The following is a 26204-nucleotide window of genomic DNA, read 5'->3' as shown; positions in this document are numbered from 1 at the left end:
GTTCATTATCCTACCCAAAATAACGGGTAACGTTTTTGAGGGGATTCGAATTCCTTTAGAGCCCCGTCGATGATGCAAGTTTGTTTATTTTCCTTTCCGAAATTACAATCAATGGAATAATCCACTCTCTTCGTTCTTTCGATTAAAGGAATCACGTAAGGGATTTTATGAAAAATTTCATTTTTGGAATACTGGATCTTTTCGCGAAAGATTAAAAGGTTATCTTTCTTTTTTCCGATATAGATGGAAGTCACACCTTCTCTTTCGTTCCTTACAAAGAAATACGCGACCCCTTCGGCGGTAATCAGAATCGTGCGAAACAAACTCGTGTTATCGTCCGCGTATCCTAAAATTTCCGGTTCAAAAACATAAATTTGCCCGTTTGCGGGAGGACCGTGCTTCGTTCCGAAATCCTTAATATCCGAACTTGAAACAAATAGCCCCGAAGTTTCGTCATCGCCCAGATCTAGGATTCTTTGAAACTTATCGTTGTTCGAATGTTTAAGTAGGATAGGAAAGCCTTCCACTCCTTCTCCTAAGATTTGTTGCCGGCCATCGACCGCGCGGTAAACGATTTTATTACCTTTTTTCAAAGTCGCGAAATGAATCTCATCCTCGGCTGCCGAGGCCGAAAGCAAGATCGGTAGAAATATCAAAATCGGGAAGAATCGTTTCATGGTCCATCTATCGGATTTTTACCGAAGAAGATCAACGTCTAACCGTCCATTTTCTTCTTAATTCGCCGGCGATTGTTCGAGCCGATTTTGCGGAAAAATAGCCTGAAATCGTCAGTTAGGACGATATTTTTAAATGAGGGGTTTTAAAATCTTGAAATTGTTAAAGCAAGCTAAGTACTTTTCAATCTTTCTAATTCTATATATATTCCCCTTTCTCTCTCTTCCTAGCGAATCAGAAAATACGCAAATCTATAAAGAAATCATTGTGCAGGATTTTGAGCAAGAGAGCTTCGGTTCCGAAAACATAAAAGCTAAACTTGGACCCGATTTTACACCGGAAGTTAGGATTTCATCGGTTTTGCGGACTCCGCAAAGAGATTCGACAAAGTCTTTGTATGTAGAAGTGACCGCAGAAAAAAACCAATCCTTTGAAATTCTTCTTAAGGCCCCTTGGGTATCCAGCGACTTCGTAAAAGAATTCCGCTTTCATCTTTATGCGAACGAAGGCGGCGGTTCCCTATATATATTGGTGCGAGACTCAACTCTAGATATTAAGAAAATATTAATTACGCATTTCCTATTTTCCGGTTGGAAAGCGATCGACCTGGATATCAGCCGAAAAGTACGGCAGGACGATATAGTCTCTCACAAACATTCCGAACTCGCTTTTTTAGGGTTCTTATATGAGGCACCGTTCGAACGAAAAAGAGGAACAAGAGAAATTTTCGTAATCGACGATATTCTTGCCAAAGTTCGCTCTAAATATCTATTATTTCCTTCCGAAAAGACGCTGGTGAAATAAGCCTCCTCCCCCCGAGGAGTTCCTGCGGATGATTCTCAGACAAATAGATCCCCACCCTTATTGGGTGGGGGCTGGAGCGCAGCGGCGGTACCGACGTGTATTTCACGGAATTTAGAATATTACAACCATTTTATGTTCAAAATTTATGTTGGAGCTCCCACAAAGCTTTCTACCCGCTTTTTAATTGACACGTCGGATAATCCGTGATAAAGAAAGTTCTCCGAGATAAACCGCCGCCATCCCCCACCCAGGAAGGGTGGAAAGAAAAAAATCCGCAATCCCCTACACAAGCCCCATATCCAAACGAATCGGATAATTATTTCTCCTGCTTTCGAAATATTCCCAATCTCCTCGGAACCACGCTTCCCTCAAAAAACTATCCTCCTTCTGCAAAAAAGATTCAGTCTTCCAATCGCTATCCATCATGAGAAAGTTTTCGATCGGAGGAAGAGGACCGTCTTTGTATAAGATGCAAAGTTTTTCCGCCAATCTATAAGTACCCAATAATCGACCAAGTTGACTATAGCCGGCGATATGCGGGGTGAAAATCGCATTCGGGCATTTTGAAAGTTCTCGAATGGACTCGCCGCGCGGCGGCTCCGGGTCAAAGACATCGATCACTTTAAAGAGATCTTCGCGGAAAATTATTTCTTCGAACGCTTCCCGTTTCCATATTTCTCCGCGACTGGTATTCAAAACTAAAGTTCCGCTTTGTAATCGGCTTGCTTCCGCTTTAGTAAACATTCCGGACGTCGGATAAGGAGCTTCCAAAGTCAAAGGGACATGGAAACTTATTATTTCGCAATCAAACACTTCGCTTAACGAAACTGAAGCTTCTTTGATATAAGGATCGTTATAAACGAATCCGATTCCGAAAGAAGAAAGAATCTTTGCGAATGCTTTACCCGTATTCCCAAATCCGACGAGGCCGACCGTTTTTCTTTTCAAGTCTTCCATAGAGAAGAAGGATCGAATCCCGACCCAACAATATTCACCCACCGATCCTGCGTTGCATCCCGGCGAATTTAGGAATATTCGGCCCGCCTTTTTCAAATCAGATAAATTCACATGATCAATACCCGAACTAACTGTCGCAAAAATCTTAACGCTCGGAAACGTGTGAAAGGTTTCGGAATTGATCGCAAGACGAGTGTTCGCGACCAAAATTTCCGGTTCTTCCTTAGTTACCGATTCCGGATCGTTCTTCCTATAAGAACGCGTTTCTAATTTCCGGAGATGCGAAAAAATGAATCCTGCTCCGGTAGTTCCCTCAGGATAATATAGTAAAGGAAGTGACACCGGGATAGTTTCCGAGATAGAGACTTTCATTCCAATATTTTTTCTTTCAAAAACATCTTGCCAAGGCGGCCCTTGCGGTTACTTTCATCGCTTCGAACCGGAAACAAAATATGTTAGAACGAATCAAACAACTCCCCCGCATCGTTTGGCTATCCGCCATCGGTATTTTTTTATTGCTTCTCGTCATTTTCATCCTATGGGAACCGACTTCCAAAGGCGGCGGCTTCGGGAATAGCCACGATAACTCGGATGGATTCACTGTCTCCCGAAACGACGCCGGCGAATGGACCCTTAATCCTGAAATCGTGGATACTTCGCGTAACATTTATAAAGACGGAGAATGGTTATCCTACGATGATATTTTAAAATTCGCAGCTTCCGGCGAACTGGATCTGGTTTCGGAACTGTGGGCCTTGCGTAGACGCTGTCCGGAAGGTTACACCGTCGATCAGTGTAACGAGGTGGTTAAAGCCTTTCTTTTGGACCACTATCCGGGCGCTGCAGGAGAGAAGCTGATGGCATTATTCAGAAAATATCTCACTTACGAACAAGTGCTGCGATCGTTCGAGATGCCGAAAGACCTGAAGCAAGATGAGACTTACGAACTTATCAAAAAGAAACGACGAGAAGTGTTTTCGGAGCAGGATGCCAAATTAATTTTCGGCTTAGAAGAATCCGAACGACAATACCAGTTCGGGCTTTCGCATTTCCTGGATGAAACGAAAAACGTCTCGGGAGATCAGAGAATCAAACGATACGAAAATTATAGAAAAGATGTCTACGGAAACTATTACGATACTGTCGTAAAAAGAGAGCCGAAGTTCAACAAGTATGAAACCGAATTATTCCTAAGAGAGACCGACATGAATAAAATGTCGGCCGCTCAAAAGGATCCTCAACTTCGTTCTATTCGAGAAAAGTATTTCGGAAAAGACGGCGCGGATCGAATCGAGAAAGTTTATAAAGATATCGAAGTACAAAAAGCTAAGGAATCGGAAACCGATAAGGAAGAGCAAACTTGGTTAAAAGCGAATCCTAACGCCAAGCCTGCCGAAAGGGAAAAAGCGATATCCGCGATTCGAACCCGTATCTTGGGAAGCCAAGACGCCGAGGAGTACGGACGGAGAAAAGCCCTTGAAGAAGATCAAAAACGATTAAATCTCAAATGATCTTTTTCCCGAAAAATCCCTTACGGTTGCTTCTATCTGCGTTTGGGATTTCAATCGGACTACTTTTTGCGATGGAGCCTTTCGGATTTTTTTTAGCCGGGGGGCTTTCTTCAATTAGTGCCTACTTATTTTTTCAAGAATTGAAGGAATGGCCGCAGAAATTTCAGATTCTTTGGTTACTGTTGCTCTCTCAAATTTTAAATTTCACCGTATTCTTCTGGATTCCGTCTTCGATCTCCGCAATTTCCGGGGCGGGAGGATTTATTTCTTGGATCCTCTTTTTAATCTACGGTATTTTTTCCCATCTAAAACTATTCCTATCTTTTTACGGTTGGAAATTTTCCGTCGATCTCTATAAGAAATATCGCAACAACCAATCGGAACTTCTCCGCTTAGAATGGTTTCTCTTTCCGGTTTGGGGAATTCTAGGAGATATCCTAACGCCGCAATTATTCCCTTGGTTCTGGGGAAATTTGGCCGAAGGGAATTTATCTTTCTCTCAGACTGCCGCTACGACCGGCGTCTACGGCGTGGGCTTCTTTCTTCTTTTAGGCAGCGCAAGTATAGTCTCTCTTTGGAATGTGAATTTAAGAAAACTAGGCATTATCGGAATCGTATTCTTCGGATTCATATGGACTCTAGGAGGATATAGATTATTATCCGCACCCGATTACAAAGTGCCTAATACCACACCCAATGTGGAAAACAATTTGCTTAAGCTATCGGCAATCATGATTCAGCCGAATACTTCGCCCGCCAAACGAGAATTTGCGGAAAACCCGGAATATCTAGGGCAAGCAATGAGCAGAAACCTGGAAATGGCTTTGTCCTCCTCATTGGAAAATATCCCTCCTCCCGATCTTATCTTTCTTCCCGAATCGGCAATTCCATTTCACGGAACGGATTTGAATCCGAACAATATTTCTTCAGGAGTATATTCTTCGACATTTCACGGACTAGTATTATATTTAACTTATAAAACCGGAGCGGATTTATTATATAATGAATTAAACCAGTTCGATGAAGGATTGCGAAATCAAGTCACTTTAATCTCTTCCGAAACGAGAGAGATGCAACGTTATGATAAACGTCGTCTATTGGCGTTCGGCGAATATCTACCGTTCGAATCCTCCTTTCCTTTCCTAAGAAGTCTATTTAAAGAGACCTCTCGATATGTGCAAGGTGGAAGCCCTAAGCCTCTTTTAGGATCACGCTCATTTTATCGTGTCCGGCAACCTTCCCCACCAACACCCGAGGAAATTTCGGCTATCCAAACTCCGGGAAACTTTCCGTTGTCGGCACATTCCACGTCTCCCGAAGATAACGTTCAATACCAAATCCTACCTCTGATTTGCTACGAAGCTATGTTTCCTTCGCTAGTAGCCGATTCGATTCGGGAGGCCCGCAAAAATGAATATACGATTTTGGCAAATCCAACCAACGATTCTTGGTTTTCATCCGGAGTGGAAGCCTGGCAACACGCAGGCACTTCACGTTTTCGGGCGATAGAATTCGGTTTAAGCTTTGTTCGACCGACGGTTAGCGGGATCTCCTTCGTAGTTGATCCGTACGGCAGGGCCTTGAGTATTCCGATGGAATCAGGAGAAATCGGAACTAGAGCTTTTCTCTTACCGGTAACTAAACTCGCTCCGGAAGGAAATACTTTTTATTCACGGTGGGGTAATCTACCGTTTTACTTCTATTCGATTATTGGTATGATTCTATTCCCTTTTTTGAATATTTTACTTTTTCGAAAGATCGCAAAAGAATAGAAAAAGGCCCGATGGAAAAACTAAAATAAATGAGGCGGAGAGAGGAATTTCTTTCTCGCTAAAAACGAGCCTCAAACGACTTTACAAAAGAATAAACGCCTCCCGATTCATCCTGAATTGAGCACAAATAGAAGGGGCCGCACATAGACCATATTTCGAAGCAAAGAGAGGTGGATTTGTTAGAGCATACGTTTTGTCATCTCCCGGGTATCAACACCGTCGAGGAAGGAAGCCTTTGGCAACGGGGAATTTTAAATTGGGAATCTCTTCGAGAGGAATTTCTTTTAAAAGCTAAATCCCCCGACGATACGTATTCTAGACTAGTACTAGATTCGATCGAGTTTTCTAAAAAGGAACTGGAGAGAAATAACTGGGATTACTTTTTCTTTGCTCTTCCTAACGATCAGAAATGGAGGCTCTTTCCTCATATTCGATCCAAGCTTCTTTACTTGGATATTGAAACGAGCGGACTGTCCCGCGAGGACTTTATCACGGTAGTCGGAACATATGACGGAGTTATGTTTAAGGAATTTCTGCGCGGACGGGACATGGACGATTTCCCGGAAAAAGTTCTTTCATCGCATATTCTTGTGAGCTACAACGGCGTCGCGTTCGACGTCCCCTTTATCGAAAAAGAATTCGGGCGAAAATTTAAAAATCGACATTTCGATTTAATGTATCTTTTGCGTAGCCTCGGCTATCGAGGAGGTTTAAAAGGCTGCGAGAAAGCGTTAGGAATTACTAGAAATCTTCCTTACGAAGTCAACGGTGCGGATGCAGTACGACTCTGGTGGCAGTACGTTCAGTACGACGATTTGGAGGCTCTCGATTTATTGTTACGGTATAATCGAGAAGACGTCATGCATCTCGAACTTTTATTTATCAAAGCCTATAATTTAAAATTAAAACAAACTCCTTTTTACGGAGAAGTAATTCAAGAAGATGTTCCTTCCTAATCGAAAAGAACCAAGCTCCGAAATTTTTACGCTGATACGTCTCCAATCCATCGATAAGTTTCATACGGAGGTTCCGTCTCTATAACCTCAACCCATCCTTTTTCGACGAACTTTCGTACCATCGAATGCAGGATAGCCATCGCGGTATTATAGTAACCGGAATGAGCCACCTTTTCTCCCATTGCTTCAAGAGTCAGGCTAGAAAGATCATATTCCTTTTCCTTTAATCTGCGGATGATACCTCTTTCCAATATCTGCAACGTTTTATACAGCAACTTGATCGCTTTCTTAGGGTCTTCCGGCTCCGGTCCGTGCGCCGGCAGAAGGCGGCGGATCGACATTTTAGAGATTCTATCTAGGGACCTATAATAATCCTCGAGATTACCGTCGATCTCGGCATAGATGGAAGAAATATTCTGTAAAACCAGATCTCCCATAAAGAAAATATTTTCTTCCAATATATAGGGTGTCAAATGCCAGAGATTATGACCCGGCGTGTGCAAGAATCCGATATCCCTACCCCCGGCATGAATCACATCCCCTTCCACCAACTCCACGTCAATTTTCAGAATGGGCTGTATTCGATCGCCGCGACTTAAGGTCATACGTAAATTTTCATTACCCGCCTCTAAACGGGTGATTTCCCGTTTACGATCCTCGGGAGAACGATGTCCCTTATACACGAGTCTTTTGGAGGCTCTGTTGAACACTTCCACGTATTCCAAATAATTGCCGATGCCTGTGGCCATTCCTTTCATCGCATACAGCTTTGCATCGGTATAATAACGAATCGTAAGTATTGCGCTAAGATGGTCCAAATGATTGTGAGTATAAAAGATATGCTTTATTTTACTTAAATTTAAACCGACTTTTCGAAGCGCTTTTTGAAGCATTCCGAGATTGGCAAGATATCCCGAATCAATTAACGCAGGTTCCCCGTCCGGAAGAATATAAATATTATTGGGCGCGTAAAACGGTTGGGGAATTTCAGTTTTGAGGATACCGTCTCCGATTTCGACTACGTCCGGAATTGAATCATACTTATAAACTTTCAATTAGAACCCCGCCTCGGTTTTTCTCTAGGAAAATAGGTTACTCTTTTCGCGACAAGCCTCTAAATTGCCGGAACGAATATAACGGGAAAGTTCGGCTATCGATGCCAAACGCGGTTCGGCTTCTTTTCCGAGAATTCGCTTAATATGTTTTGTTTCGAAAGAAGATAGTTTTCCATCGAAGGAACAGGCAAGGCATAACAGCCTGAGACAAGCCTCTTTTTCCGATTCCTCCAAATTTCGAATTAGAGTCGCAAACGTTTCTAAATCATCGAAGATTGTCGCATCGGACGCGATATCGAAAGCTTTGAAAAGTTTGACTAGTAGATACTCGAGATTCGGGTGAAACCTCTGTGTAAAAACTACCGAATTCCCGACGGCGGCCAAAAATGCCAGCTTAGCATTCGTACTTAGGAAATCTTTTTTTTCCAAAATTTGCTCGGTGATTTCTCTTGCCAAAACTCGTGAAATCAGTCGAATTCTTAGTTCGGAAAGAATGGAATAGATAACGATCCCGTCCCAAATTGCCGTGATTGGAGCCGCGATAAAGTCCGTGTAAACTCGCAATGAATTTCTAGCGAGAACTTTGCGCAAAACTATTTTTGCCAGCAAATTAGAGAGAAGAACTTTGGCTTTGTACAAAAAAGTCGCTGCAAGAAAACTTCTCTTATCCGTTAGCCGCAACGGATCGATTCCCAAAAGTTTTAAATCCGGATCCGGAATCTCCAAAGCCATTCGTGCGAGAAGGTTTACGTTCCCCGTCAATAGTTCAGGGTCGTCTTCCAATTCCATCCCCGCTAAACTCGTCAATCGATATGCCCCCCATAATCCGAGTTTATAGAGAATATAAAATTCTAATATCGTTCCGAGTAATAGTGCCAGCCCGGCGTACGTCCATTTTTCTATAAAGATGGGAGAAAGAAATTCCGGAGATTCCGGAAAAAGTTTTTCGACGAGAATGATGCCGCATGTGGTCCAAAAACCGGCATGCATCGCCCAAAATGTAACCCATCGAATGATTCGGTTGCTTTCCGGAAAAAAATCCGCGGGAATTTGCCCGTTTCCAGGTCCGTTTTTTCTCTCTTCTTGTCGGACATAATCTTGGAGAATTTTGATTCCCCAGCGTTCCAAAAGACCCGGCTTGTATTCGGGGAAAAAGTCTTTTCGGGCTTCCATTCCGGAACGATCCAACCGCGAGAGAATGGAATCGTCAATCCGAATGGGAACCTTAACCGGATTCTTTGGGTCAGATCATTCGATTCCAGGCGTTATAAATCCCCGGGATTTCATTCTTGACCCTGCTTTACCGATGATTGATATTAGAACTATGGGATCCCTTACGATGTTTGACCGACTCGCGGATATGAAAAAAAAACAACTAATCCTAGTCGGCAGCCTACTATTTTTTACTCTTTCCTGCGAACACCACAACTCGACTAAATCCGACTTAACGGTAACCTCAACGGACGGTTCGGTCAATTTTAGCATTCACGGAAGTTTGGATAAAACCAAAACCCCGAACTGTGGAACCGCATCTCCATATACGGGAAGCACCTCGACAGGTGGAACTTCGACTACTACGACAACGACAACGTCAACCTCGTCAGGTTCCTCGAATACTCAATTTACCGTAATCAGCAGGCTTTACTATACGACGGGGGATTACGTTTATTTAAAGTTCCTTTACGATAGTACGCAAAACCAAGGACAAATCGATTCGCAGCAAGGATTCTCTTATTCAGGAAGCCTTGCTGCGAAACCTTTAGTGGCAAATTACGGAAAAATCGCCTGGGGAGGAAGCGGTGTGCCGGTTGACACATCTACCTCCGGTTCTCAAGCTCTTTCCTATTTAACGGTTACTCTTGATTTAGTCGGAAATGTCGTCAACAGTGGGAGTGCGGGTTTGTCCCTTACGCAATGTTACACCGTTGATTTTATCAATTGTACATCGGCAACCTCGTCTAGTATGTGTTATACGCAGAACGGTCAGCAATGTTTCAATTCACAATCCGTATCGGGTGTAGGCGTTTCCATTAAAGGGGACGTAAATTGCACTAGTAACTCGATTCCCGCAGGAACTTCTACCACCACTCAGTAAAAAAAAGGGCTGCCCATCCCAGCGGCAGCCCAACTCTCTCTGTTAACTTTGAAATGACAGGATAACTATTTTTCGCGACCCTGTTCGTTTTTTAAAACTCCGTCTGTAACGGGATCCTTCTTAAAATCCCAGATTCAATCCTCATGCATCCACAAGAGGCGAGAATTTCTTACTAATATGCGACACATAATGCCCGCTATGCGCAAAAATTTCATTTCACGAATATACGGATATTAGACCCTTTTTCTCGTTATTCCGGGCTAAATTATTCCGAATCAGCTCGATACTTTGATATAAATTTCGAAAGCCGAAAGCTCTATTATTTCAGGATGATGATTGCTTATGTTTAAAAAACTTATTAAACTAAAGATATGGAAAAGACACTAAACACAGATCAGAAGTTTAGGGAAAAAGTGAAAGTAGTACACGTCGAGCACAGACAATCGAGTGGAATTCATACTCCCCAGAAGTCGGTGATTCGAAGAAAAACGCAGGAAGAAGAGCAGATACCGAATTTCTGGCTCTTTTATTTGCTGATGACGATAGGTTCACTCTTACCTGTCATCGGGGTATTGTTGGCGTTTATCGTGTTTTCTTTCGCGAAGACAAAATTCTTTAAGTTTTTGCCTTTGGTTATTAGCTTAACCGCAAACGCTTATTTTTTCTACCTTCGTCAGCATTCGGGATCAGTATTTCACTTATTAAAAAACGCTGTTTATTGATTTCGATTTAAATAAAATTTCCCGATTCCCTTAGGAAGAAATCGGGATTCTCCGTATCAAATTAGAGTCCGGACTTTCAAAGCTCTACACTTCAGTCAGCTTCCGGAACTGCTCCTTAACGAGAGCGCCTTCTTCGGTCTCAGGATACCCCTTTAGAAATCTCAAAAGTTCCTCGACGTCGGCCTGGAACTCCTCATTTAAACTTTTACGAATATTATACCGATTGAGCAGAGAGAGGATCACCATTTCATCCTGGCTGTTACGCTCTTCCTTAGCAAAAAGAGAATGAGTTAATTTTTTATCATTCTTATCCGCACGTTCTAGAAGTTTTAGGATAGGATAGGTATATAAGCCGTTTTTAAAATCCTTTAAGGGGATTTTTCCGGTTTGTTCTCCTGCTTGAAAGTAATCGATTGCATCGTCCTGTTTTTGAAAAAGAGAACCTAAGCGAGCTCCGAATTCGTGCAATTTTTTTAGGCTTTTTTTAGGCGCTTCGGCAAGGATTCCGGCAGCCTGACAGACCGCCCCGAATAGCGACGCGGTTTTACCGTAGACAACGCGATCGTAAATACTTAAATCCAGCTTCGGATTCCGTTCCCATTCCATTTGGATAAGTTCGCTGATGGAAAGATCTTTTATAACCTGAGTAAACAGATCCATCAAGGACGGCGATCCCAGGCTATTCAAATGATCGATCCCGCAAGCCAATAGATAGTCGCCTGCAAGAATGGCCGTTTTATTTCCGAACTTAGAACCGACGCTAGGAACTCCTCGTCTAGTTTGCGCCTCATCCACAACATCGTCGTGCAGTAGACTTGCCGCATGAATCAATTCCGCGATTGCTCCTACATCGGTATATTTCTCCCCTTTATATCCTAATATCCTGCATATGCAATAATGCAGGACGGGTCGAATCCGTTTCCCTCCGGAACGAATCGTATAATCCTTAATTTCGGCGAGCAAACGTAGATCCTCGTCGATGATTTCATAAAGTTTTTTGTCGAACTTTCGGACGAGGAGGTCCTTCAATCCCTTGGCTTTCACGGAGTTTCCTTGTTTCGACACTATTTCTGAATGAATTTCCCGCTCAAGCAGGAAAGCTCAGAAATGCGAAATTGAAAGAAACTAATAATCAAGGTTTCCACTTACTATCCAGCGCAAGGAGATGTCTGGAGAGGATTTTTTCCATCTCGCGATTCTCCTTTTTTCGGTAGATATGTATTAAATTCCGAAACATCCTCTTTAAAATCGTGAGAGTACTCGCATGAGTAAAATATCTATCATGTGCCTGAAAGCCGTTAGCTTTTAAGAAACGAATACAAGTGGAACGATCCAGCATCACGCCGCCGTGATACGGGTCGATATAGGTCTCATAATCGTTGGATTCAAAATGTAAAAGAAAGTGCAAAGGCATATTGACGCCGTATAATGGAAGACGAAGTCTATGAGCTACCAAGAGATAGATTACGGACAAAGATATAGGAATTCCTCGTTTCTTGATAAAAACTCGATGCAAAAAGGAATTATCCGGATCCTCGTATTCGTCATGATTCCCTACGAAACCTTCCTCTTGAGAAAGAACTCGCGTGAGGAAATGCACTTTCACATCATCCGAGGCGAGATCTTCATTTAGATCCACGAGTTCTTCCACTCTGAGCGCGATTCGATCCAAGTATGTTCTGAATTCGGGATAGGATAATTCGGGTTCTATCACGGAGGAAAGTAGAAATACTCCCTCTTCCAGATCGTCATAGTGGTTCGGATGTCCTTTTTCAGCCAATGCCACATAACGTAATGTTATACGTTCCGAATGAACCTCAGGTGCAACCCCTCTCGCAAACACTCGTAGAGTCGGATCTTTCAATTCATCGGCCACTTCGCAAACGCGAACCTGCCAAGGAATCATCGATGCGATCTCGCCGATGATTCTAGATTTTTCCTGCGAAGCCGAAAACTCAAGTTGATAAAACTTATCCTCGATCTTATCGGGCGGGAATGGGACTGTTCCGTAAGGTGAGTCGGAGGATTGCATAGCAATAACGTGAATCTTGGAAAAGCAGCGTCAATTAGGAAGTTTTTCTAACGATCAAAAAAGGATGTGATTCATAAATTAACTATGTCGTTCGTTTATGTTCTCTTTCCGTTTGAGAAAAAGTATAGGATGAAGTCAAGGAAGTTGAAAGAGAAAACGGAAAAGCTACGGATTTTTTTCTAAGTTTAAAAGTTATCGAGAAAGAAGAATTTGTTCAAAAAAGGTGAAGAAAAAATCTTTTGATTTGTTTTACGAAATAAAACGGTTAGTAAAAGAAACTTTTACTAACCGTTTCGGATTAACCTATTTGTTAACCATTATTGGAGAATATTAAACGCTAAGAGCGTCCAATTCTTCCAAGGCTTTTTTTTCTTGTTCCGCATTCGGCGGAGTTCCATGCCAAGCGGGATTGTTCTCCATGAAGGAGACCCCTTTTCCGAGAACGGTCGTAAAGAGTATGATCGTAGGAGATCCTTTATGGGATTTCGCTTTTTCGAAAGCCGAAAGAATCGCGGAGATATCGTGCCCATCCGCTTGGATAACATTCCAACCGAAAGCGGCGAATTTTTTGTCCAACGGTTCCAAGTTCATCACATCTTTCGTAAAGCCGTCGATCTGAATCCCGTTCTTATCCATAAAGGCGATCAAATTATCCGTCTTATAATGGGCGGCGGACTGGGCTGCTTCCCAAGTCATTCCTTCTCCGCATTCCCCGTCGGAAATACAGGCGTAAACAGTGTAATTCTTTTTTGCTAAACGCGCGCCGAGAGCGATTCCGACGGAAACGGAAAGACCTTGACCTAAGGATCCGGACGAGCTTTCGATTCCCTTGAGATAACGAGTGGAAGGGTGACCTTGCAATCTCGAGCCGATATTTCGAAACGTGAGCAATTCGGATTCGGGAAAGAATCCCGATTGAGCCATCGCGGCGTAACGGACAGCACAAACATGACCGTTGGAAAGAATCAAACGGTCTCTATCTTCCCAGTCGGGATCGGTGGGTTTATGATTCAAAACCTTCTTATAAAGAACGGCATAAATATCCGCAAGACCAAGAGGACCTCCTGGGTGGCCGGACTTGGCCGCAGTGACCATCTTGATCACATTCTTGCGTATGTTATTGGCGAATTCTTTTATTTCCTTGATATCGTTCATTCCGACCTACTGCCTTTCTCAACCTTAACTTCCGGATCGGAAGAGGAATAATCCCGAGAGATATACGATTGTATATAATGGTAGAAAAACAAAGTGCAGTTTCCTATGGAATCTTTTTTTTCCGGTTATCCCGGACCAGCCCATAAGGAGCATTAAAACCAACGTTACTGCGGCAACACCTCGATGAATATCGATGATCAATCGATCTACCACAGGAATAAATCCGGCAGCATCCATTCCACCGAATAGATATTTCAAGGTTAGTAAGTAAATTGCAGCAGCGAGATTAAAGCCCATTCCTGCTATATTGAAAATTCGATGCAGACGATTGTTTCTAAAGCGAAACCAATATCCGAGATAGAATAGTATGATGGAGATCGTCATCCCCAGGTTGATAAGTAAAAATGGCATTTTATTCCACTTAGCGATTCTAATCGAATGGAGAAAATCCTTTTTAATCGGTTGACCCGGGAATTCCGATTTGAATACTGGTCAACGAGTCCGAATGCTGCCTTAGCTCAATTGGTAGAGCAGCTGACTTGTAATCAGCAGGTTGGGGGTTCGATTCCTCTAGGCAGCTGATCTGGCGCAGGAAAAGGACGTCTTTCTTTTCCGGACTCTTCCAACTACTTCGGGTAGGTACTCAAGCGGTCAACGAGGGCAGACTGTAAATCTGCTGGCCAAGCCTTCGAAGGTTCGAATCCTTCCCTGCCCAATAATTTCTTATCTTATAAATAAAATCAGGATTCGAATAGAGTAATGCGCTTGCGACCCGTAGGGAGCAATGCGAGACAGGATGTCAAGCAAGCATTGCGACGAGCCTACGCGAACGAGGCACGACGCCGAGTGACGGGGAGGCGAATCCTTCCCTGCCCAATAATTTCTTATCTTATAAATAAAATCAGGATTCGAATAGAATAATGCGTTTGCGACCCATAGGGAGCAATGTGAGACAGGATGTCGAGCAAGCATTGCGACGAGCCTACGCGAACGAGGCACGACGCCGAGTGACGGGGAGGCGAATCCTTCCCTGCCCAATAATTTCTTATCTTATAAATAAAATCAGGATTCGAATAGAGTAATGCGTTTGCGACCCATAGGGAGCAATGTGAGACAGGATGTCGAGCAAGCATTGCGACGAGCCTACGCGAACGAGGCCACTTCAATTATTTCCCAGATACGGAAGTACCGGCTCCATCGGAGAAAAATTTCCGAGAAATTTGGCGAATTCAAGGAGATTCCCTTTTTTGTATTCAAACCCTCGCAACGTAGTTACGGGATTTCTTACTCTGAGCAACATCTCCTTCCATTCTTGAGAATTCAAATAAACTAATATGTTCGGATCGGATGCTAATTTCGAAGTAACCTCGGCAACCCCCTTTCTCAAGTGAATCGTAAACTCTTCCCCAGTATCCTTGAATTTAAAGGAGACCTTACCGTCTATTTTCGAACTTACGATCGGATCCAAGTTTATCGTAAGATTATCGAAAAAGACGGAAAGAGGATATCGGCGAAGTAGATCGGGATTGGGTTTAACCTGTAGTTTTGCTACAAAGCCGTCGCGGATTTCCAAAGCCTCCGTTAAGTAATAATGCCGAGCGTTCGCATTGATTTCTTTTTGTCCGAGCGCTCTCAAGGCTTGAATTCGTATATCTTTCGCTTTCTTATTTCCCGGGTTGATTCGCAAAATATAACCCGTTAATTGAAGGGCGGCCTGATAATTTTTTTGCTCCAAATTATTTTGAGCGAATATCTCCAATTTATCCGCTCCTCCTGCTAAATCGGAAAAAAGTTTGGCTTGCTCGTTTCTAGATAGAGGCTGCAAATCTGCGGAATCCCCGCTAAACCAACCCAGGTTCCCGCTAAAGACCGAACGAACCGACCATGAAACTTTTCCGTAAACTTCTTGGAGGTAAGGTGATGCAGCTAAATGCATAGGTAATTTTACGTATTCGACTAAATCATCCGGGTTCAATCCTCGATTGATTCCACGTAATGATTGATCGTGCACAAATTGAATGGCGTCCCGATAATCGGTCAAAATTCCGGAAATTCCCGAAGCCCCCGTGAGTGGACGTCCATGACTAGGTACGAGATATTCCGGTCGAAAGGCTCGAGCGATATCCAGCGAGCGATACCAATTTTTAAGACTCCGAAACCAAGTCCCTCGAATGGTGTATAAATTCGGGAACGCTTTATAAAAATTGTCCCCTACGAACAGGATTTTCCGATCCGGAATCCAAACATAAATTTGATCATCCGTTTCTCCCGGTGCATGAATCAATTCTAATGGAACTCCCGCAACAGTAACCGACAATTTATTCTGAAACGTTTTTGTCGGCGGCAGATAATCGATTTTAGTCGAGCTATTATATCCCTGATAAGGTCCTATTCCCACGCTATCCACATCTTCTTTAGGCAAGTAGTTTCCGAACATCCGTGCGCTTCTGGAACCGATGATAGGAGTTGTTTCGCTAGCGAGTCTTTCTATATTCGCCTTCAAAGTATCATGGGCAAAAACCTCCGGATTCCCGTTCTTTGCAAATGCAGCGGAACCGAAAATATGATCGGGATGACTGTGAGTATAAATAATCGCCTTAATCGGCAAATCGGATATTTTACGAAACTCTGCCAACACCTCCTCGCCCGATTTTAGATCTTCCAAAGTATCGACTATAATCAAACCGTCCTTTCCGACTATTAATATCGAATTTGCAATCCCGTAACCGACTGCAGAGTAAATTCCGTCCGCGACTTTATAGATTCTCCGTTCGAATTCCGCATCGAGCTCGCCTAACTTCGGATTTTGACGAACAGTATTTTCCGAATCCGACATACTGCACGAAATGAAAGTCAGTAACTGTATGATAAAAATATATATTACGAAATTTTGTTTTTTCATGATCTTTTCCTGCCGATAAAGTTTTCGAAACTAAAGGGCGAAGGCCGCGAATCCTTCGGGAATATCCTTGGAATGAATTAATATCCGAACGAGAATCGCGGTATTTCTCCGAGCAAGGTCCCTGCAGGTTCGATATTCTATTATTGCTTTTCCCAAAGAATAGAACTAGGCTTCACTGAAATAATATAATATTCATTCCCTTTTCGAATTTCAGCGTAAGTTCTTTTTAAAACCTTGCGATATACGATGTAATCCAAATTCCAAGGACCTAATATGGAAAGCGGACCGGCTACGGGAGTGGAACTTGTAACATCGAGAGGATTGGGTCCTTCCGGGACGGGAAAATCTTTCCAAATCCACTTTGCGTTTATAGGTAGATATCCGAGGTCTGCAAAAGCATAACTCGCGTCTTCTTCGTCCTCGTTGACCGACGCCAAAATTGTATCTAAGCTGCCCGGCAGTACTTCCTTGCAAAATTGAGGCTGAATACTAGTCGGTCCGAAGAAAGGTCGTCGAATCACTTTACAAATATATTTCGTTCGATCGGATAGAACTAAATTCGCTTCACGGTCGCGAACGTCCCAGAACGGTAAATGCGTCTTTTCCTCATTCGGGAGTAGCTTCGATAGGATTTCACTAGACTCGGTCTCTTCTTCACCGTCATCATCCTTATCGGATAATCCCGCATTCATTAGAGAAAGGAAATACTCTCCGCCTTCCCGTCCACCACCCTGAATTGCATACGCAAAGACAGGGTCCGGGTTTTCCTTTATCAGTATTCTCAACGCAGGTAAGTACGAATTAATCCAATCCCTATTAGAAACCTGACATATCTTACGAAAGAGCAACTCGGCTTCCTCCCCTCCGTTGTACGTATCCGAGGAGAAGGAACAGGCCTCCTTTTTACGATCCATGAGTAATAAGTTCTTAGCCGATTCGAGCTTGCCCCGTCTCGCATTACCGTAGGATGAGCTCATAAGAAAATAACGGGTACTAGCCTCGAGGCGCCCCCTATTTCGCAGAAACTTCGCATATAGATATAGAATATCCGACTTAGAATCGACACTTAGATTCTTGGATCGTCCGGACAAAAAAATTCGTCGGTAAGGCGTTCCTTTTCCCGATTGTAACGCCGAACCCACCCAAAGCGGCAGGGCAGCATCTTTAGATAGCAGATCTCTTTCAACCAGGTAGGCAAATACATGATCCCAGCCTTCATAATCTCTCGTTTTCATCTTAAGCGAGTAACAAAGCCGAACTAGCGCGAGATTCTCCTTTTTCGACAGGGAACGATAGGGTTCCGGTATCGACTGCTGCGGACTTACTGCGGCATCGGAAACGGTCGCTTGCTCGATGGGAATAAACTGCGGGGTCGATTTTGCGCAGGAATGAGTGATCCCGATTAACGCGTAAGGGCTTACCCCCAAACCTTGAGCAAGTCCTTGAACAAAAGAGGACCACTCCCCTTTTTTATTTTTAGTCGTGCCGGCCCGAATCTGATATTGCAAGGCAGGGATATACTTATTAAACTTTTCGTAAAGAAAGTAAAGCCGTGTCGAAGCGGTCTTCCGCACGTCGGAATTGGAAGAGGTTTTAGCGACTTCCTCATAGAGAGGAATTGCAAAGACCGGGGATTCTTTCTCCAAGGAATATGCATCCTCGTAGGTAACGGAAGAAATCGGTCGAATATAAAAGAAAAAAAGCAAAGACGCACAGAATATATATTCGGAAAACCTAAAATACATTCTTTAGGATCTCCTTTTTAGCGTCGGCTTTATGAGTTAAAGGGCAGATTTCCGTCGGGATATGGGACGGGTGAAACAATTCACTCGTTTTTTTATTGCAATCCGGTCCGGGCAATTTTCCCGACTCCGGGCAAATCACAACCGAGACCGCTCTTTGAGAAAAAGAATATTTTCGTCTTTCATCGCGATCTCCTGATTCGGCAACATCGAATAATTTTGCGACCGTCCCCCATAATGGAGCGGCAACTGTTCCGCCTAACGCCGATGATCCCATTCCGTAACTGGGCGAATCGTAACCGATCCAAACAGCCATTGAAATCCCGGGGCGAACTCCGATAAACCAGGCATCTCGATACTCGTTAGTGGTTCCGGTTTTTCCTGCGACCTCTCCTCTATAGCCTGTATTTCGGACGCCTGCATGATTCGCACTACCGTGCAACAAATCGATCATAATCTCCGCAGTCGGGGGCGATATCGCGCGCCTCTCCTTCGGCCAATGTAGATTGAATTCATCCTGTTCTTTTCGTTGATAAACGACATTACCTGACCGATCGGTAACTTTCTCGATTAAATGTGGGCGAATGATGTTTCCGTCGTTTGCAAAGGATGAGTAGGCCGAAGCCATTTCCAGCGGGGATAGTTCCAGAGAACCGAGAGCAAGAGAAAGATCCCTTCGAAAGCGATTCTTTAAAATTTTTTCTTCGGGGAAAAAGAATCTTCCGAATGTTTCGGAAATTTCAGATAGTCCCAATTTTTCGGCAATTTGAACGGCTGCAGTATTTTTGGATTTTGCCAACGCGATTCTTACCGAAATATCTCCGTCGTATTGACTTCCTATATTTTCGGGCATCCAATTAGAAGTGGAGTTTCTATAGATCAACGGAGCATCCAGAATATGAGTCGCAGGCGTTACAATTCCTTCGTCGATCGCTTCGGCATAGAGGACCGGCTTAATCGTTGAGCCTGTCTGCCGATACATTCCCGCCGCTCTCGGAAATTGGTTATCGGATTTAAACTCTGTTCCTCCGTGCAACAGAAGGACGTCCCCGGTTTGAGGATCTACCGCGACGACTGCCGCCTGTAAGCCGCTATCTTCTCCGGCTCTGAATTTATCGGTATCGATAAAGAGCTCCAGAGCGGGAGACAAGTCGGCGACAAGGTTCCGAAAGGGATTTGCGTCGGAATTCTTACCGATTTCCGTCAATCTTTGCTTTCTGACTTGTCCCGATCGTATTATGGAATCGACATGCGACTTAACGACTCTTTGTAGTTCTGCCTGAACCGGCTGAGAGATCGTCGTATGGACGGAGAATCCACCCGTTTCGTAGATATTGGTATCAGGGTATAGAGTCTGCAGAAATTTTCGGACATGTTCGGTGACGTACGGAGAATCGTCCTTTCGATTTCCGTAAACTGTTTCACCAGGGGATCTAGTGTTAAGCGAAGTATATAAATCGCGCATTTGCGGGCGGAGATCCTCCTTTAATGCGCCGTCATTTTCCAAGGATTTAAGAATCGCCTCCACTCGCCCCAAAGAAAGATCAGGATTTTTTAATGGAGAATACCGATTGGGAGCGGATGCCAAGGATGCCAAAACGATCATCTCGGCTAAATTCAAATCTTTCGGTTTTTTTCCGAAATAAAACCCGGACGCACTATCGAAGCCGAACGCCCCATGACCGAGATATACGTTGTTCATATAGTGCAGAAGAATCTTTTGTTTATCCAAACGGGATTCTAAAGCGTATGCGAGTTGTGCTTCCTTTAATTTTCTTTCGAGACTCTTTTCTCGATCGTTTAATAGAATGCGGGAAAGTTGTTGAGTTATCGTGGAGGCTCCCTGCTTGAACCGCAAACTCGTTATGTTTACGAAGAACGCTCTCAAAACCGAGGAATAGTGAATGCCTCCATGCGAATAAAAGTTTCGATCCTCTACCAACAAAACCATTCGTTTCAAATTTTCCGGGTAGGCATCCCATTCCAAATTACTGGTTTTCTTTCCGAAAATCTCCGAAACTTTCTTACCATCCCGATCGTAAATCACAGTCGGTTGATGAATATAAAAGACGTTCAGCAACCCTTCGACTTCCGATTCACGCTGAATGACTCCGATCCAGAAGAAAATCAGGAAAACTAATGCGAAAGGAAGCGGGAGTAAATATAACCAAAAATTTAAACGAATCTTCGGAATTCGAAACCGTCTTCCCTTATCAAGGAGGCGTTCGGCTAACGTTTTGATCGGAGGGCGAAACGGATTAACATTGTCCTCTTGTTCCCGTGCTCGAATCTTTTGGAACCATGGACGCGATTCGGAAGGTCTTTCCCATCTTTCCCGGAAGGACGCAATTTTACCGTTAAGAGATTCGGCCAGCCGGGAGCCTAAGCTAGCCCTCGGCGATTCAGCCTTAGAACCGTAGGAGTTCGAAAAATTCTTGGTAGGTTCATCTACCGGAGCCGTCGGTTCTTGCGTAGGAGCGAATACTCGTATCGGTTCGGGATTTCGAACGGGAGTTCTATTTGCTAAGCGAACTAAAGCTTTATGGCCACAGCGATAGCAGGTTAGTCGAAAGACAGTCTCAGTAGGAACACTTTCCGGTATTCTGGATAAAGTTCCACAAGCCGGGCATTCGAACTTAGATTCGAAAAGAGTGCGTACTCCTGTCTCCTGCATCAGTAGTACTGTCGGAGAAAAAGCGCGCTCCTACAAGCACGAAATTATGAAGGAAGTCTTACGGAAGCGACTTTCTGGGTGTTACGACCAAAAAGTCCGCAAGCTGGAACTCCTCCACCCCCAATTTTTTCCCCTCTTCTAAAGGGAAAACGCTAAATACTAAGACTTTTAAACCCATTTGTCTTAAACGATAGGTAACACCCATTCCTTGGTCGCTATGAAACCGACCGTTGATATGAACGATCTTTCTACCCGTTGTATAAAATTCCTCCGCGATTGCGTCAGCCATGCTGGCATCCCAAAGATATTGAGCATCTACGAAGTTTTGTAAATTCGAAGTGGAGCCATCCGAATGATGTCCTCCCATTGCTTTCGCTAACTTAGCCTCGTATTCAACTTGTCGATGCAAACGAAGTAGATACCGAGGCGGTAAAAAAGGGGAACGAATTTTCATCAAGGACCGGATTCCTTTTTGAGAGACCAGATTCACGTATCTTCTTGGTGCATTCGAAGCCAAGACCGGAATATTACGAATTTTTGCGACCTCGACTAACGGGTGATAATCTTTCGAATAATTAGGCCAAAATTTCGTATAATTCAAATATCCTTTTTCGGTTAACTCTTCCTTCAGATATTCATCTACGATAATCTGCTGGTCCCTTTCCAACATTTCGAGTGATAATGTAATGGAGAAACTCTCCGATAATTTTTTAAACGTATTAAGCTGCCATTCATGGCCTGCCTCATCATCATGCTCTTCGCCGACAATAATCACGTCGGCTTCACGAACTTTACTTTCGACGCTAGTCCAGGATGCGCGGGTTTGAGATTTAGAATCGAATATCTTCTCCGATACCGAACCGTCGGACTGGGAAGCCAATCCGAGCGGTATAATGAAAATAGGAAGAATTTTTCGAAATAACATAATCAGAGAATGAACTGAGATATAAAAAAGAAAAGAATTTCTTTAAAAGATTTCAGAATGAAACCTTGACTTTTCATTCTCCAAACGAATGAATTTCATTCCGTGAATGAGGCAATCCGGTGATCATAGAACAAACCCGACTTTCGATCGATGACAGAAGCATCATGCATGCGTTTATCGCCAAACCGGATCAAGGACCTTCTCCGGCTCTTATTCTTTTGCAGGAAGTCTTCGGCGTAAATCATCATATAAAAGATGTGGCACAGAGGTTCGCTCGGGAAGGATTTTATACGATCGCACCGGAATTATTCCATCGGACGGCCCCTCCCGGGTACGAAGGTAATTATGAAGATTTTAGGGCCGCTCGACCTCATTTTAGCGCGATCACAATCGAGACTCTTGAATCGGATCTAAACGCGACGTATTCCTGGTTACTTTCCCGATCGGACGTGAAAGCGGACTCGATAGGAAGCGTCGGCTACTGCCTCGGAGGGAAGGTTTCGTTTCTTGCGAATTCCCTATTGCCTTTGCAAACGGCGGTATCCTTTTATGGCGGAGGAATCGCGCCCAGCCTATTATCTCATTGCGAAAGACAGAACGGTCCTATCCTACTCGTGTGGGCGGGCTTGGATAAAAATATTTTACCCGAACATTATAGATCCGTTTCGGATTCTTTACGAAAGCATAATAAGAATTATGTGGAGGCGATTTTTTCGAACGCTAATCACGGTTTTTTCTGCGATGCACGATCCGCCTATAATACAGAATCCGCGCAGCAAGCTTGGAGCTTGACCGTTTCTTTTTTAAAAACCTATCTTATGATTTCTTAATTTAGGGCCCGACGAGATAGTTTCCAGTCTATCTAGGATTTAGGGGATTACTCCATTGTTGGGAATAATAACTCTCCGCCTGCAAAGGGGCAGGGCTACGGGTAAAATCCATCCGTTTTACGGCGGATCCGTCCGGGTAGGTTCCCATGGAGAAGTTTCCGTTTCCCGAGCCTAAAGCGGTATTAGCGCCGGCAACCGTTCCGTTAAATGCATAATCTGCCAATGCATCCAATTGCCTCCAGACGCCGTAGAAATCATAACCGTTCAAGGCGCCGATTCCAAGAATCGTATCTTTTATCGGAACATAATGGTCCGACTTCAACGTGTAGCCGCCGTACGAATCGGTATGGACAACCTGATAGGATCTTTCGGTAGATGCGATGTTGGTCACGTTATTATAGATATCGATTCCCATCCGATGATCGTTCGTCTGATCCTCTTCGTAAACCTGGACGATTAATTTAGTAGCGCTGGTAAAATCGGCGAGATTCGCGTTCGTCGTGCTGAACGAGTACCAAGGAGCTGCAAGATACATGAAAGATCCGAGAGAACCCCAGGACTGTTCGAACAAACCTTTATGAGCCATATAAGGAGAGGCGCCTCCACCGTATGAATGCCCCATAAAGCCGACTTTCCGCGTATCGATCTTACTTGGAAACGTATCGACCGCAAATTTAAGTCCGGCCCACATTATATCATAATTCTGTGTTGGAGGTCTGGTATCGGAAAAGTATATGGGAAATACGACTACATAACCTTTCGAAACGTAAAAATCGATCAACGGATAGTAAGGCTCTGCAGAAGGAGAGCTGAAACCATGAAACAAAAATAGTACGGGGGCCGGACTAGATTGATCGGCCGGATAATAAACGCAGACGCGTCGATCTGCGATCGGATTTTGTAGCGGAGCGACCGCGACCTGATGAGTTCCTCTCGCCCCGTACCCGCCGGTGATTTGAGTAACCGGTCCCTGGGGAGAAATTCCCGTAATCGCGCAGTTGTTTAAGAGATACGGGTACGACAATATCAAAAGAACGTCCTGAATCGTTTCCGTCTCGCTCATCTTCTTTCCATGTTGAACGCAAGAAGCAAAGACAGGTAACAAAATAAGAACGAGGACAAAACGAAAATTCATATGGCTTACCTTCGGGATAGGTCCGGCAAAATCTACTTCAAAATTTTCTCAATCGCCTCGGTGATTGCCTTACTGTCAGGTTCTACGGCGGAAGGATAACGAGAAACGATCTTACCCTCCGGAGAGATTAAAAATTTTTCGAAGTTCCATTCAATTTCCCCGGAAGGCTGAGAAGCAGACGTTAGATACGAGTATAACGGATGTTTATCTTCTCCCTTCACGGAAATCTTAGACATCATATCGAAGGTCGCTCCTTTTTGAAGCCGGCAAAACTGTTCGATGTCCTTATCGCTACCCGGCTCCTGTGATCCGAAATTATTTGCGGGAAAACCGACCACGACAAAGCCCTTCTCTTTGTATTTTTTATAAACTTTTTCTAAATTGTCATACTGATAAGTATAACCGCATTTCGATGCGACATTCACGATCAAGACCGTCTTTCCTTTATATTTAGAAAGCGATATTTCTTTTCCCCGAATGTCCTTTACCGTAAAATCGTAAAGACTCGTCGGAGCTCCCAATATCGAAAGGAACGGTAGGCCGATAAGAAATGCGAAAGGAAGTTTCCAATACATAGTGCTTAGACAAAACCGACCGGCTCGAAAGTCCGCCAAAAAGTTTTATTAAGGAAAGAATTTTAAGGAACGGCCCCGAACGTGTTCTCACGGAGCCGTTTCCTTCGGAAAGCGAATTAAACTTTTATTCGTATCTCTCTATGATCATCGTGCCGGCAATTCCTCCATGAGCGCAAGCCGTGATTAATACGCGATTTGCGGACTTGTCCTGGACAATGTCCATAATCGCATTGGTAATAAGTCGAACCCCGGTTGCTCCGAAGGGATGCCCGATTGCAATCGATCCTCCATTGGGATTTATTTTCTTTGCATCGAAATTTTTTTCCCAATCCCAACCGGTATCGATCCTGATCTGCTCCATTGCACCGATCGCGGTCGCAGCATAAGCTTCATGAATTTCTACATAATCCATATCTTCGATCACTAAACCGAATTCCTCAAGCAAACTCTCCGTAGCATACGCTTGCCCTAGGCCCATAAGATTCGGGTGAACTCCCTTCATTTTCCAGCCGCTAAGGACCGCTTCAACTTTTAAGCCTAGTTCCTTTGCTTTTTCCACCGTTGTTAAAATAAGTCCGGCAGCTCCGTCCGAACGAGGACTTGCGTTAAAGATCGATACCGTCGGTCCATGCGTGACCTTTAAATCTTTTCCATACTTCGTTTTAAAATCCTCGAATTTCATTTGCGGATTATCGAATAATAGCATTGCGCGACCCATTCGACTGGGATTTTCCACCAGACCTCTTCTCAATTCGACGGCTTCGTCGACCCGCAGCTCGTTACCTTCTTCGTCTTTAACGGGAATGATATAAGGAGAATACTTTCCGGCCTCGGAAGCTTCTAACGCTCGTTTGAAAGATTCGAACGCGACTTTATCCGAAATTTCCCTGGAAAGATTATAATTCTGAGCGAGAATCTCCGCAGTAACCTGCATTCCGTAGGAATTTTCACCGTCGTCCAGTCCGTCTTCCAAAGTATCGCGAATTTCGACCCCCTCCGGTAAGTGATCGGGAAGCAGTTTCTTAAGTTTATCCAGAGAGCCCGCTTTTTTATTCATTCTCGCATTTTTGACGATAAATGGCATCGCGGTTTGGGATTCTTCTCCGATCACAAGAAAGAGCTCCCCTTCACCTAAAATAATTCTTCGCGCTGCTTCTATGACTGCCTCGAATCCCGACACGCAATTATTTGAAAGCGTAATGGAAGGAACCTCATCTCGTAAGCCCACTAAGTTTGCAATAACCCGAGCAGAATTCGGCGCACTCGGAAAGCCCTCGCCGACTACGATTCCGTCGAATTGTTCTTTCTTTAAACCGCTCCGTTGAATGATATCGTCGGCAACGATACGACCTAAATGATGAGCCGGGTAAGATCCAAGAGCTTTTGCAATTTGAGCAAACGGGGTTCTACGCGGAGTACATATCGCCAATTTCCTTTCGAGTTTCATACTCTCTCTCCTGACGGTCGGCTTATCTCATTTCGATATTCGGCCTGTCTTCAAGAATTAGACCTTCCTCGGTCTATAATATTTATAAAAAACAGAACGATCGTTCTTATTTTTTATAATGTAAATGCAAAAATAATGGGAAATAGAGCGCATTTCAAAATGTGTCCGCGCAACCCGTCGTTTTTAGGATATTGATAGGTAATTTCGAGGATAAGTGAACTCGGCCGTTTCACATACCTT

The 26204-nt window shown here is 43.9% G+C and carries 22 protein-coding genes and 2 tRNA genes; 9 read left to right on the top strand and 15 right to left on the bottom strand.

The window, feature by feature from the left end:
- Positions 1–5: 5 nt before the first annotated feature.
- On the bottom strand, positions 6–677 hold the full coding sequence (locus LEP1GSC058_RS16795; protein WP_016549691.1) for a hypothetical protein: 672 nt from the start codon (positions 675–677) through the stop codon (positions 6–8).
- A gap of 133 nt (positions 678–810) precedes the next feature.
- On the opposite strand from LEP1GSC058_RS16795, the gene LEP1GSC058_RS16790 reads away from it, so the two are divergent.
- On the top strand, positions 811–1479 hold the full coding sequence (locus tag LEP1GSC058_RS16790; protein WP_016550478.1) for a hypothetical protein: 669 nt from the start codon (positions 811–813) through the stop codon (positions 1477–1479).
- A gap of 282 nt (positions 1480–1761) precedes the next feature.
- On the opposite strand, the gene LEP1GSC058_RS16785 is transcribed toward LEP1GSC058_RS16790, so the two are convergent.
- Complete coding sequence (locus LEP1GSC058_RS16785) at positions 1762–2808, bottom strand: NAD(P)-dependent oxidoreductase (protein WP_016549817.1); 1047 nt, start codon at positions 2806–2808, stop codon at positions 1762–1764.
- Between the two features lie 80 nt (positions 2809–2888).
- Here LEP1GSC058_RS16785 and LEP1GSC058_RS16780 point away from each other — a divergent pair, with 80 nt between their 5' ends.
- The 3 genes from LEP1GSC058_RS16780 to LEP1GSC058_RS16770 all read left to right on the top strand — a co-directional run bounded on the left by LEP1GSC058_RS16780 (position 2889) and on the right by LEP1GSC058_RS16770 (position 6675).
- Positions 2889–3947, top strand: a complete 1059-nt coding sequence (locus LEP1GSC058_RS16780; RefSeq protein WP_016550808.1) for a lipase secretion chaperone — start codon at positions 2889–2891, stop codon at positions 3945–3947.
- Positions 3944–5719 carry an apolipoprotein N-acyltransferase gene (locus LEP1GSC058_RS16775; RefSeq protein WP_016549463.1) on the top strand — a complete coding sequence of 592 codons (1776 nt, stop codon included), beginning with the start codon at positions 3944–3946 and terminating at the stop codon, positions 5717–5719. Before LEP1GSC058_RS16780 ends, LEP1GSC058_RS16775 begins: the two co-directional genes overlap by 4 nt.
- A 176-nt stretch (positions 5720–5895) precedes the next feature.
- Complete coding sequence (locus LEP1GSC058_RS16770; RefSeq protein ID WP_039948747.1) at positions 5896–6675, top strand: ribonuclease H-like domain-containing protein; 780 nt, start codon at positions 5896–5898, stop codon at positions 6673–6675.
- A gap of 26 nt (positions 6676–6701) precedes the next feature.
- Here LEP1GSC058_RS16770 and LEP1GSC058_RS16765 read toward each other — a convergent pair whose 3' ends face one another.
- Complete coding sequence (locus LEP1GSC058_RS16765; protein ID WP_016550967.1) at positions 6702–7730, bottom strand: MBL fold metallo-hydrolase; 1029 nt, start codon at positions 7728–7730, stop codon at positions 6702–6704.
- 24 nt (positions 7731–7754) lie between these two features.
- Positions 7755–8903, bottom strand: coding sequence for an LBF_2804 family protein (locus tag LEP1GSC058_RS16760; protein ID WP_039948746.1), 1149 nt, complete (start codon positions 8901–8903; stop codon positions 7755–7757).
- Positions 8904–9036: 133 nt separating this feature from the next.
- On the opposite strand from LEP1GSC058_RS16760, the gene LEP1GSC058_RS16755 reads away from it, so the two are divergent.
- Both LEP1GSC058_RS16755 and LEP1GSC058_RS16750 read left to right on the top strand, forming a co-directional pair.
- Positions 9037–9825 carry an LIC10920 family plasminogen-binding lipoprotein gene (locus tag LEP1GSC058_RS16755; RefSeq protein ID WP_232224717.1) on the top strand — a complete coding sequence of 263 codons (789 nt, stop codon included), beginning with the start codon at positions 9037–9039 and terminating at the stop codon, positions 9823–9825.
- A 371-nt stretch (positions 9826–10196) separates the two neighbouring features.
- Positions 10197–10547, top strand: coding sequence for a hypothetical protein (locus tag LEP1GSC058_RS16750; RefSeq protein ID WP_156860698.1), 351 nt, complete (start codon positions 10197–10199; stop codon positions 10545–10547).
- A gap of 84 nt (positions 10548–10631) precedes the next feature.
- Here LEP1GSC058_RS16750 and LEP1GSC058_RS16745 read toward each other — a convergent pair whose 3' ends face one another.
- The 4 genes from LEP1GSC058_RS16745 to LEP1GSC058_RS16730 all read right to left on the bottom strand — a co-directional run bounded on the left by LEP1GSC058_RS16745 (position 10632) and on the right by LEP1GSC058_RS16730 (position 14145).
- Positions 10632–11591 (bottom strand): polyprenyl synthetase family protein, encoded by a 960-nt coding sequence (locus LEP1GSC058_RS16745; RefSeq protein ID WP_016550747.1) that lies wholly within the window; start codon positions 11589–11591, stop codon positions 10632–10634.
- Between the two features lie 88 nt (positions 11592–11679).
- On the bottom strand, positions 11680–12579 hold the full coding sequence (locus tag LEP1GSC058_RS16740) for a transglutaminase-like domain-containing protein (protein WP_016550168.1): 900 nt from the start codon (positions 12577–12579) through the stop codon (positions 11680–11682).
- A gap of 330 nt (positions 12580–12909) precedes the next feature.
- Entirely contained in the window at positions 12910–13734 is an 825-nt protein-coding gene (locus tag LEP1GSC058_RS16735; RefSeq protein ID WP_016551051.1) for a transketolase, read from the bottom strand.
- Positions 13735–13758: 24 nt separating this feature from the next.
- Complete coding sequence (locus tag LEP1GSC058_RS16730; protein ID WP_016550024.1) at positions 13759–14145, bottom strand: hypothetical protein; 387 nt, start codon at positions 14143–14145, stop codon at positions 13759–13761.
- A 96-nt stretch (positions 14146–14241) separates the two neighbouring features.
- On the opposite strand from LEP1GSC058_RS16730, the gene LEP1GSC058_RS16725 reads away from it, so the two are divergent.
- Together LEP1GSC058_RS16725 and LEP1GSC058_RS16720 are read left to right on the top strand one after the other, a co-directional pair.
- Positions 14242–14314: transfer RNA gene (locus LEP1GSC058_RS16725), tRNA-Thr, on the top strand.
- A gap of 53 nt (positions 14315–14367) precedes the next feature.
- Positions 14368–14449: transfer RNA gene (locus tag LEP1GSC058_RS16720), tRNA-Tyr, on the top strand.
- A gap of 447 nt (positions 14450–14896) precedes the next feature.
- On the opposite strand, the gene LEP1GSC058_RS16715 is transcribed toward LEP1GSC058_RS16720, so the two are convergent.
- The 4 genes from LEP1GSC058_RS16715 to LEP1GSC058_RS16700 all read right to left on the bottom strand — a co-directional run bounded on the left by LEP1GSC058_RS16715 (position 14897) and on the right by LEP1GSC058_RS16700 (position 21977).
- Positions 14897–16636, bottom strand: a complete 1740-nt coding sequence (locus tag LEP1GSC058_RS16715; protein WP_016550781.1) for an alkyl sulfatase dimerization domain-containing protein — start codon at positions 16634–16636, stop codon at positions 14897–14899.
- A 140-nt stretch (positions 16637–16776) separates the two neighbouring features.
- Complete coding sequence (locus tag LEP1GSC058_RS16710; protein ID WP_016550599.1) at positions 16777–18381, bottom strand: hypothetical protein; 1605 nt, start codon at positions 18379–18381, stop codon at positions 16777–16779.
- Entirely contained in the window at positions 18371–21052 is a 2682-nt protein-coding gene (locus tag LEP1GSC058_RS16705; protein WP_016549614.1) for a transglycosylase domain-containing protein, read from the bottom strand. Before LEP1GSC058_RS16705 ends, LEP1GSC058_RS16710 begins: the two co-directional genes overlap by 11 nt.
- A gap of 58 nt (positions 21053–21110) precedes the next feature.
- Positions 21111–21977: a ChaN family lipoprotein gene (locus LEP1GSC058_RS16700; RefSeq protein ID WP_016550278.1), complete on the bottom strand. Its 867-nt coding sequence runs from the start codon at positions 21975–21977 to the stop codon at positions 21111–21113.
- A gap of 119 nt (positions 21978–22096) precedes the next feature.
- Here LEP1GSC058_RS16700 and LEP1GSC058_RS16695 point away from each other — a divergent pair, with 119 nt between their 5' ends.
- Positions 22097–22807 carry a dienelactone hydrolase family protein gene (locus LEP1GSC058_RS16695; RefSeq protein WP_016549422.1) on the top strand — a complete coding sequence of 237 codons (711 nt, stop codon included), beginning with the start codon at positions 22097–22099 and terminating at the stop codon, positions 22805–22807.
- Positions 22808–22835: 28 nt separating this feature from the next.
- Here the strand turns inward: LEP1GSC058_RS16695 and LEP1GSC058_RS16690 are convergent, their stop codons facing one another.
- The 3 genes from LEP1GSC058_RS16690 to LEP1GSC058_RS16680 form a co-directional block, all read right to left on the bottom strand.
- Positions 22836–23942, bottom strand: a complete 1107-nt coding sequence (locus LEP1GSC058_RS16690; protein ID WP_016550113.1) for an alpha/beta hydrolase — start codon at positions 23940–23942, stop codon at positions 22836–22838.
- Positions 23943–23974: 32 nt separating this feature from the next.
- Positions 23975–24517 carry a glutathione peroxidase gene (locus tag LEP1GSC058_RS16685; protein WP_016549825.1) on the bottom strand — a complete coding sequence of 181 codons (543 nt, stop codon included), beginning with the start codon at positions 24515–24517 and terminating at the stop codon, positions 23975–23977.
- A 124-nt stretch (positions 24518–24641) separates the two neighbouring features.
- On the bottom strand, positions 24642–25964 hold the full coding sequence (locus tag LEP1GSC058_RS16680; RefSeq protein ID WP_016550760.1) for a thiolase family protein: 1323 nt from the start codon (positions 25962–25964) through the stop codon (positions 24642–24644).
- Between the last annotated feature and the right edge of the window lie 240 nt (positions 25965–26204).

The organism is Leptospira fainei serovar Hurstbridge str. BUT 6 (genome assembly GCF_000306235.2).
Classification (GTDB): domain Bacteria; phylum Spirochaetota; class Leptospiria; order Leptospirales; family Leptospiraceae; genus Leptospira_B; species Leptospira_B fainei.
The sequence above is the reverse complement of the archived record's forward strand: the minus strand, read 5'-3'. Positions and strand labels throughout refer to the sequence as shown.

Coding starts and splice junctions, on each gene's coding strand:
- LEP1GSC058_RS16795 (WP_016549691.1), bottom strand. CDS start 677: ATGAAACGATTCTTCCCGATTTTGATATTTCTACCGATCTTGCTTTCG.
- LEP1GSC058_RS16790 (WP_016550478.1), top strand. CDS start 811: ATGAGGGGTTTTAAAATCTTGAAATTGTTAAAGCAAGCTAAGTACTTT.
- LEP1GSC058_RS16785 (WP_016549817.1), bottom strand. CDS start 2,808: ATGAAAGTCTCTATCTCGGAAACTATCCCGGTGTCACTTCCTTTACTA.
- LEP1GSC058_RS16780 (WP_016550808.1), top strand. CDS start 2,889: ATGTTAGAACGAATCAAACAACTCCCCCGCATCGTTTGGCTATCCGCC.
- LEP1GSC058_RS16775 (WP_016549463.1), top strand. CDS start 3,944: ATGATCTTTTTCCCGAAAAATCCCTTACGGTTGCTTCTATCTGCGTTT.
- LEP1GSC058_RS16760 (WP_039948746.1), bottom strand. CDS start 8,903: ATGGAAGCCCGAAAAGACTTTTTCCCCGAATACAAGCCGGGTCTTTTG.
- LEP1GSC058_RS16755 (WP_232224717.1), top strand. CDS start 9,037: ATGATTGATATTAGAACTATGGGATCCCTTACGATGTTTGACCGACTC.
- LEP1GSC058_RS16750 (WP_156860698.1), top strand. CDS start 10,197: ATGGAAAAGACACTAAACACAGATCAGAAGTTTAGGGAAAAAGTGAAA.
- LEP1GSC058_RS16740 (WP_016550168.1), bottom strand. CDS start 12,579: ATGCAATCCTCCGACTCACCTTACGGAACAGTCCCATTCCCGCCCGAT.
- LEP1GSC058_RS16735 (WP_016551051.1), bottom strand. CDS start 13,734: ATGAACGATATCAAGGAAATAAAAGAATTCGCCAATAACATACGCAAG.
- LEP1GSC058_RS16730 (WP_016550024.1), bottom strand. CDS start 14,145: ATGCCATTTTTACTTATCAACCTGGGGATGACGATCTCCATCATACTA.
- LEP1GSC058_RS16715 (WP_016550781.1), bottom strand. CDS start 16,636: ATGAAAAAACAAAATTTCGTAATATATATTTTTATCATACAGTTACTG.
- LEP1GSC058_RS16710 (WP_016550599.1), bottom strand. CDS start 18,381: ATGTATTTTAGGTTTTCCGAATATATATTCTGTGCGTCTTTGCTTTTT.
- LEP1GSC058_RS16705 (WP_016549614.1), bottom strand. CDS start 21,052: ATGCAGGAGACAGGAGTACGCACTCTTTTCGAATCTAAGTTCGAATGC.
- LEP1GSC058_RS16700 (WP_016550278.1), bottom strand. CDS start 21,977: ATGTTATTTCGAAAAATTCTTCCTATTTTCATTATACCGCTCGGATTG.
- LEP1GSC058_RS16690 (WP_016550113.1), bottom strand. CDS start 23,942: ATGAATTTTCGTTTTGTCCTCGTTCTTATTTTGTTACCTGTCTTTGCT.
- LEP1GSC058_RS16685 (WP_016549825.1), bottom strand. CDS start 24,517: ATGTATTGGAAACTTCCTTTCGCATTTCTTATCGGCCTACCGTTCCTT.
- LEP1GSC058_RS16680 (WP_016550760.1), bottom strand. CDS start 25,964: ATGAAACTCGAAAGGAAATTGGCGATATGTACTCCGCGTAGAACCCCG.